At 39.0% G+C, this 8,680-nt stretch carries 4 protein-coding genes and 1 pseudogene; all 5 read right to left on the bottom strand.

What is annotated here, in order from left to right; translation table 11 throughout:
* Positions 1-18: 18 nt before the first annotated feature.
* The gene (locus ACQR30_RS01055) at positions 19-3,195 is read right to left on the bottom strand and encodes a SusC/RagA family TonB-linked outer membrane protein (protein WP_429730024.1); all 3,177 of its coding nucleotides are present in this window, start codon (positions 3,193-3,195) and stop codon (positions 19-21) included.
* A gap of 26 nt (positions 3,196-3,221) precedes the next feature.
* Entirely contained in the window at positions 3,222-4,763 is a 1,542-nt protein-coding gene (locus tag ACQR30_RS01060) for a fasciclin domain-containing protein (RefSeq protein WP_429730027.1), read from the bottom strand.
* Between the two features lie 52 nt (positions 4,764-4,815).
* On the bottom strand, positions 4,816-6,522 hold the full coding sequence (locus tag ACQR30_RS01065; RefSeq protein ID WP_429730030.1) for a fasciclin domain-containing protein: 1,707 nt from the start codon (positions 6,520-6,522) through the stop codon (positions 4,816-4,818).
* 10 nt (positions 6,523-6,532) lie between these two features.
* A complete protein-coding gene (locus tag ACQR30_RS01070) occupies positions 6,533-7,966 on the bottom strand; it encodes a RagB/SusD family nutrient uptake outer membrane protein (protein WP_429730033.1) in 1,434 nt (477 codons plus the stop codon).
* An 88-nt stretch (positions 7,967-8,054) separates the two neighbouring features.
* Positions 8,055-8,680, bottom strand: a pseudogene (locus tag ACQR30_RS01075) (SusC/RagA family TonB-linked outer membrane protein); the annotation flags it as partial.

The raw sequence follows: 8,680 nt of genomic DNA on the forward strand, positions 1-8,680 counted from the left end.
TTATTACTCATTATTCATTTATAATCCAATTCGTACCCCCAGTTCAACACTTTTATATTGAGGCTCTAAAAATGTATCTACACCCTGACCAAATACACCAGAAGTTGCGCTAAACTCCGGATCGTAGCCTAAATATTTTGTAAAGGTTAATAGGTTGCTTCCCGTTGCATAAATATTTATAGACTTGATGGCCCTGGGCTTTATAGGGATATTATAGGATAGAGAAATAGTCTTTACGCGCAAATAAGAGCCGTCTTCTATCCAGCGATCAGAAAACCTGCTATTACCTATCGGGTCTCCCCAGCTTGTTTTAGGAATGTCTGTTATTTGCCCATTGCTTCTCCATCTGTTTTTTATGGCTTGCGTTTGATTATAAAAATTATTTTCCGACTCAAGCTGACGGCGTGCGTAGTTATATATATCATTCCCTTTTGTAAAGGTGGTTTGTATATCTAATGTCCAATTCGCATAATTAAATTGGGTAAATATGCCTCCTACGAAATCAGGATTTGGATTCCCAATTACCTGTTTGTCTTTATCATCAATAATTTTATCGCCGTTCAGGTCTGCAAAAATCATATCACCCCCTTTAAATGGCGTGGTAGAGCCGTCTATATTTTGATTGCTTAATCCTGCCGCCGCAGCTGCGGCATCTGATTTATAAACACCTTCTGTTTTATATCCATAAAAAAGATTGGGGGCATTGCCTACACTCGTAACCATGGTACCATCGGCAAAATCAGTATAGATATTCCCGTCAGGTAGTTTAGTTATTTGGGATTTATACCTTGAAATATTAAAGCCCAATTGCCATTTAAGTTTATTCTTATTAATAATAACAGCATTTACACTTACTTCCGCACCGGTCGTTCTCATCCCACCATCATTTGCGATAATAAAGTCTTGCCCGGTTATTGTTGGTCCGGGTTCGTAAATAATCATATTGCTGGTATTGTTACGGTAAGCATCTAAGGTTATATTTAAACGTTCATTAAATAAAGAAAGATCCATGCCTGCATTTAATTTAGCCACCTGTTCCCATTGTAGTTTTTCATTACCGATATTGCCTCTTACCAAACCTGATATACCTAATAAGTTTTGTGAAGTATAATAACTACGGGCCGTATAATTACCAATATCATCATTTCCGGTTAAACCATAAGAAAGTCTAAACTTTAAAAGGTCAATAACTTTGCTGCCGGTAAGAAAGCGTTCAGACGAAGCCAACCAGGAAAGCCCGGCGGCAGGGAAAAATGCAAACGGGCGGTCTCCCATTCTTAAAGCTCCGTTTTGAACCTGGCGGCCAAACCGGGAAGAACCATCCAGAGAAGCACTTAAGGTTGCAAAATACTTGTCCTTATAAGCATAAGATGAATTTAAATAGGTTTCTAACCAGGTAGAAGAACCGAGAGAACCACCTATTTGCCGCAGCGTATTAAGACCGTATCCCACACTCGTTAATTGGTCTGTAGCCGAATTAAAACCTAAGCCATAATCTTGTTCTGTTTTACTTTTGTTATACCTGACTCCCAGTGTAAGATCCACATCGTTTATACTATTAAAGCTCTTACTGAAATTAAGTCGCGTGTCATTGTATAAATCAAATACTCTTATTACCTGAGCGCCAGAGCGGTTATAGGCCAGCACCCCGTTCATCAGCGTGTCACTTGCGATACCTCGTTGGGGAATAAAAAAAGACTCCCTTATTTTCTGACTTGTCAATGAAATCGTCGTTGCCAAAGAGAAATATTTACTCAAAAGATATTTAAATGAAATAGCTCCGGTATATCGAAAACTATTACTTTGCCCGCTCTCATTATTTAAAATTGCTAAGGGATTACTGATACCTAAAGTATCTACACCGGCAAGTTGTGGTGAAATGATACCACCATTGGATATTTCATTTGCAGCAAAAAAAGGGGCTTTAACCAATGCCGTCAAAATAGGGTTGGTGGTAGGTTCAATTCCCGTATTTCTAATATCTTGTTGATTTCTAAAATAACTCACATTGGCCGAAGCAAAAAGTCGTTTACTTAAATTAAAGTCTGCATTAAACCGCATATTATACCTTAAAAGACCGGTGTTTTTCAATGGAGAATTATTATCTGCATAACCCATCGTCAGCGCATATTTTGCAATATTATCTCCGCCGGATATTTTAAGGTAGGCATTCTGGGTAACGGCATTTTTAAAAATTTTATCCTGCCAATTATTATTATTATGATTATTAAAATAATCGGGCGAAGAAGTACTGTCATTCATATAGGGAAGGGAAGCGATTTCGGTCGCAGACAATCCCTTTGATTGTAATAGTTCTGACAAATATGATCTGAAGTCGGCCGCATTCATCATCGGAACATTTTTAGGCGCAAAATTGATGCCGCCGTAAATAGATGCGTCTATTGAAGTAGCTTCCTTTTGCGCTTTAACGGTCGTGATAATAATCGCACCATTTGCGCCTTTTGACCCATACGTGGAAGTGGCATCTTTTATCACCGTAATTTTATCGATATCTTTTAAATCGATATAAGAAAGTGCATTGTTATAAAATCCTTTGTTCAATGGAGCGCCATAGGTACCATTATCATAATAAGCTCCATCAACTATAATTATGGGCTGGTTAGAGCCATAGAGTGAACTGTAGCCACGAAGGAATAAATTTGCACCGATGGCTGGCGTCCCGGATCTCCTGATAGCATTTAAGCCAGCTACTTTTCCCTGCAAATAATTATCAGGGGTTGTCGCTGTTTCGGCCCAGGCACCATTTGTTTCTACTGATTCAACCGCACCTGTAGTTTTACTGCGTCTATTTAAACCGGAAGGCAATACCACCTCATTATAAAAGCTTGCATAGCCTGACGACTGTAGCGATACCTCAACAAATGATTGTCCTTTTAATGCAACCTCTTTATCGTTATATCCGTCGGAGGTCACCAGTATTGTAATATCTTTATTGGGAACAGCTATAGAGAATTTCCCCAGACTGTCCGATATGGCCGCGCCATAATCCTTATAAGACACATACACACCGAATAGTGGTTGTTTACTTACCGCATCTTTAATTTGTCCGGTAATCCTTATAGTATCAGCTGCGATGTCTTTGGATTCGTTCTGTAACTTTTTATTTTGCGCATTTATCTGCACGCATGGAAAAAGCAGTAAGACCAACAGCGAAAAGTATATTATTTTTCTCATAATCGAAAAACAGAGATTAATTTAATTTAATGAAAGACAGGTACGAATTTGAAATAATCGAGTGTAAGGTTGTAAGGTCTGCCTACCGCAGCGGCGGGAGCCTGCAATCTTATATTTTTGGTCGCAGGGTTGATCAGATAACTTTTCCCGTCGGGCATTATCTTCGGATAAGACAGTAACCAGTTGTAAGAATCATTGGTAAACTCGCCAACATATGTCTCTGTGTATGTGTTAGGCTCAACCGTTCCTGTTGTATCGAAAATCAAAGCGTATGGTGGTTCGTTTGAGCTAATTTGTACTCTTTGATCCAACGTGGAATCTGTACCATAATCACCATCTCCCTGTCCGGAAATAACATGATCATTCAAAGCAACCCAATAGACTTTATAGGTCGTGGTAAATAAATCATTTGTGGTATAGTTCGCAAAGAAATTAGCGCCGGAAGAACCTAAATTCATATATATATCCGTAAAAGTATCTTTAGCTATGGGATTATATCTCTGCCGGTAAAATATATCCGCAAGTTTATTTGCATCCGTCGACGAAAAACTAACCGGATTTTCACCCTGAACATAGACTATTGGAATCTTTTCAGAAAGGGAAGGTGCTATTGAATTGACAACATACACGATTCCATTACTCATTTTTTGGGAAGAGACTACGTGATTCGGGTCGATCGCAAGATGTACGTTAAATTTAGAAAGTAATACTTGAGATAATTGGTCGGGGTCAACTTTCCCCTTAATCGTCAAATCCCTTACCACACTCCAATCTGCATTCATCAAAGAAGTGTCTTGACTCGTCGCATTAAAATAAGGTTGCATCATGGTTTGTTGTTGCTCAAAAGCAGTATTGGTCAACAAAATATAAGTATACAACGAATCTTCATTAGCAATATCATAGACTTCTTTTCTATACGTATTGATCTGTACAATTCCTGTATTGGGATCGTAGATAGGCTCTCCTGTTAATAGATCCAGGCTGTCTACAACTGCCGTATTAGGATCCTGCGCTGCATAATTAAGCGATGCTATATAATTATTTTGCTCAAAATTATCTTTATTCAAATTGATATATTCCCAAATATTGGGCAATGGGACTATAGCCTTGTCGATAATATGAAGCACTCCGTTGCTTGCAAAAATGTCCCCCTGCTTTATCGTCGCATCATCAAAATGGTTATTATCAAAGGAGATCCTTTTGCCATTTAACATGGCAATACGTAAAGTATCTGCCTGATCACGTGTAAAATAAGATTTCCCCGATATAAGGTTGAGCACGAAAGCTCTTAGCTGTGCCGGATCAGAACTGATAGAAGAAGGCAAAGATCCCAACGCATCATTATCTGGTGCAAACACCGTAAAGTCTTTCGACGAATTGAGCAGGGTATCTAATTTCGCTTTCACTATATAGCTTTCAAATAAAGAGAGCTCTGACCGGCTTTTTATTTGCGCCATCAACGTCTCATTTAAATCGGGCGTAGTTACAGCGATATGACTATCCCATTTTTTACAAGACATGGTAAACAGCACTGCTATAAAGCTTAGTATTAAATAATTTTTTTTCATTTATATAGTCCTTGTGTTATTTTCAAAATCAATATAAAGTCAGCGTGGCAAATCAATATTCAATTGTACCATCTTTATCAAACCTGGGGCTCGTTTGACTTGGCCAGTCAACCGGAATGAACTGCACCATGTCAAAATTGCAATCTGAATTTGATCCGGAAACCAACTGGAATCTTATTTTATGTTGTCCCGTTTCTTTGACGTCCACAATACCCAACATTCGCGCTGCGGTGGCTCCGGCCTTTTCTTTTACACCGGCCCACCATTTCCAGCCAATGGCCGCCAAACTCGCTTCTTTGGAAAAATCAACGGAAGATATTTTCTGATTGAATTCAATTAACGCACTCGTTAATGGTACCGAGTCAAATAATGCCTGTACTGCACTCTTCGTTGAGTTCTGTGCATAGTAACAAAACCAGACTTTATATTTTCCTTTCACCAGTAAAGGCGTGGTGAATTCGATCCAACTAATGCCGGAACAGGTACCGAGATTGTTCGTATTACTGGAAGACCGCCCCATGCCCACTTGCCAATAATCGCCTAAATATCCTTTTACGCCTGTTCTGTATTTCAGGCAACTCTTTTCCCATTTTATTCCTTTAAAAGTATTGCCATCTCCGTAATCGAATAAGAATGTTTGTTTGCGGTAAATCGAAGAAAGGCGCGTAAGTTCAGGCTGCGTGGCACACAAATCCCAATACACAGGGAATGGCTCTCTTACCTTTATCTTTAATCCGCCAAGAGCCGTATGCAGCACGCCATTGGTAGCAGATTTGTCGCTTGTAGACTGATCTAGTTTTATACCCGGCTCATAAACAATACCATCAATTGTAGAGTAGGAATCATCATTTATCAAGACCGTATCGTTCTCAAATTTATCTGTAATTACTTCCAGTGGAGCTAAAGTTGCCTGTGAATTGCCGGTGACAATATCTGCTAAATATTTAATATCCGGCAAGATGTGGTAAGCAATATATAAATGCAGGCTATCAACCCCGTCTTTTGGATTCCCGGTATTACAATATTTCGCTTTTAATGCCTCATAATTTAAAATACCGGAGTCTCTATAAGTTTGATTCTTTTGTGCAATGAGGGTCAGCCAAACCTGATTCCCATCTTTATCTTTGACTGTATTCAACGTATCGTAGTAACCGGTCTCTTTTAAGGCTTGCGTAAAAATCGAATAAGTAGTATCTTGACTTATTAACGCTGCAATAGTAGATACCGTAGGAATCAACACATGATCGATCACATGAATAATACCATTGCCTACCGTAATATTTGCCTGGGTTACTAATGCCTGTCTATTGACGAGGTAAGATGAGACACCGTTTACATTTTTCACACCTGTTATCAGATATTGACCGTAATCGGTTATAGACGGGAGCTTACCATCGGTAAAAGTGCTTGTAGGAAGTGTTTCTTCCAGCAAGTGAAACTGCAATAACTTCTGCAAATCTTCTTTAGAGAGATTGTCGATGGAGGTTAGTTGTTTTTGTTTTAAATACAAATCAATCGCCGAATCCGTAGGAGCGAAAAATGTATAAGTCCCGTATGTATTTAATGCCGTTGCATAATCCGCTTTATTGATAATAGCGATTAACTTAGTAAATCTGTTGAGGGAGTCATGTTCTAAATAATCCATGACATTAGGACTTGTCGAAGTAGTTTGTGTCAACTTTGTTTTAGTACAGCACACCACCAGTACACTCACCAAAAGTAAGGTTGATATAATCCATAATACTTTATATTTCTTCATTGTAATTATTTTATTGATAAAACGGATTTTGTATCAATTGCTTATTTGTCTGCAATTCGTAGATGTAAATCGGGAAATAATGGCTATTATGATCCAATATTTTTTCCTTTACCAGTTGCACCGAATTTGCGGGGACCAGAGAGGAGACAAAATCTTGCAAATAGCTTATATTTTCGTAGTTATTTTTTTTCGCATAACGCAGTACATCGTACCATCTTTTCCCTTCATAGGCAAATTCACGGGCGCGTTCATCTAAAATAAATCTGGAGAGTTCGTCCACATTATTTACATCCGGGTTTTCATTGGTGGCCTGGGGAGCCCCTGCTCTTTGCCGGATTACATTGACTAAATCCAAAGCCTCTTGTCCTCTACCGGGTAATTGTGCCAGCGCTTCGGCTTTCATCATTAACACATCAGCATACCGGTAAAAGAACCAATGTGTGTAAGAATCACTTTGACCGATCATATTTGTCGCATTACTACCAATGTATTTCCAAATGATATTATCCTGAGCCCGAACAGCACTTCCATCTCCTCTGATATCCGCGGCATTGGTAGAGTCGTTTATCTCGGTTGTATATATATCATCCATCACTTTGTTGGAAGCAATATATCTCTTCGAAGAGACACCAAACATCGAATAGAAATCATTGAGCTTCTGTTGATCAAACTCAATTTCAAAAATGCTCTCATTGGAATTGCCATTCCGATATAAATTGGTAAACCAGGCCGAACTGCGTGCTATCAAACCAAATTTTTTCGAATTGATAATTTTGTCGCAGGCAGTGACTGCAGCGGGATAATTCTCCATCCAAAGATCAACATCTGCCTGAATGGCATTGACGGTGTATCTGGTAATTCGCCCTTTGTCCGTAGCCTTATTCCCATACGTCAGAACCGCCAAAGGTTCTGCCTCATTTAAGTCTTTGGTAATTTGCGCTAAAACTTCACTTTGAGGACTTTTGGCAAGTTGCACAATCTGATCATCATTTGAAGTCGGATCCAATTTTAAGGGTACATCCCCAAAACTCCTGACAAGATAAAAATACATGAGCGCTCTAAGTGTTTTCATTTCTGAGATATACCCGTTCAGCATTTCTTGTGTAAAGGTCTGGTCCTTATCCATTACCGTTGGAGCATAAGCCAGGACCGTATTACATAAGTTAATGATTTTATACACCGGGCTCCAGTCCACTATCGAGTTAGCGGATTGGGTATTCATATTCATTATTTCCAGGTCTTCGTTTGTCGTACCCAAAGAAGGCGCGAGCATGTCGCCCCGCAACTCGCCCCAGGTAAACAATGTAACATCCAGATCTTTCGAACTGTTGTCCGGATCGCCCATCAATGAAGCATAACAGCCAATGACTGCCGCCTGAACTTGTTCCTTGGTCTGCCAGAAATTATTTCTTATAATACCATCATTCGGCTTTAGGTCAAACATCTTTGAACATGACAAACTGACTGATGCTGTTAAAAAAATAAATAATGTATACTTTAAACTCAATCGCATATTATTTGAATTTTTTATTTTAAAAGGAAGCAGTTATGCCAATCGTAAATAGCTTAACCGGTGGCGTCATAGAATTATCCGTTGCAACTCTGAACGGATCCGAACCCCTTACACTCACTTCCGGATCTTGTCCTGTATATTTTGTGAATGTCAGGATATTCTCAACAGTTAAATAAGCACTTAAAGATTTCGCTTTGAGCTTATCTAAGACAGACTTGTCAAATGTATATCTTAGAGTTGCCGTTCTAAATCTCAGAAAAGATCCATTCTCCACATATCTTGAAGAGCCCAGCCAATTGTATCCTGAATTGTATAAAGCACGTGGTATATTTGTCACATCCCCATCATTTCTCCACCGACGCATTACAGCGGTACTTTGATTGTCATAATCGTACATATTGGTTGTATTCATCTCGGTACCATTGATGATTTGATAGCCGGTTCTAAAATTAAAGAATGTAGAAAGCCGCCATTGCTGTTTAAAAGTAACATTGATGCCAAAGCCGCCGGTAAGCGCAGGGTTACTATTGCCTAAATAAACAATATCACGCGAATCAATAGTTCCATCGTGGTTGATATCTTCATATTTCGCATCACCTGGCTGGAAAGTATAATCTATGGAAGGATAACTAAAAGTCATATAAA

It is taken from the genome of Arachidicoccus sp., from assembly GCF_050436765.1.
Lineage (GTDB): Bacteria > Bacteroidota > Bacteroidia > Chitinophagales > Chitinophagaceae > Arachidicoccus.

Bases quoted from the DNA above. Each gene is read 5' to 3' on its own strand.
- ACQR30_RS01070 (WP_429730033.1), bottom strand. From the start codon at position 7,966: ATGTTTGACCTAAAGCCGAATGATGGTATTATAAGAAATAATTTCTGG.
- ACQR30_RS01060 (WP_429730027.1), bottom strand. From the start codon at position 4,763: ATGAAAAAAAATTATTTAATACTAAGCTTTATAGCAGTGCTGTTTACC.
- ACQR30_RS01055 (WP_429730024.1), bottom strand. From the start codon at position 3,195: ATGAGAAAAATAATATACTTTTCGCTGTTGGTCTTACTGCTTTTTCCA.
- ACQR30_RS01065 (WP_429730030.1), bottom strand. From the start codon at position 6,522: ATGAAGAAATATAAAGTATTATGGATTATATCAACCTTACTTTTGGTG.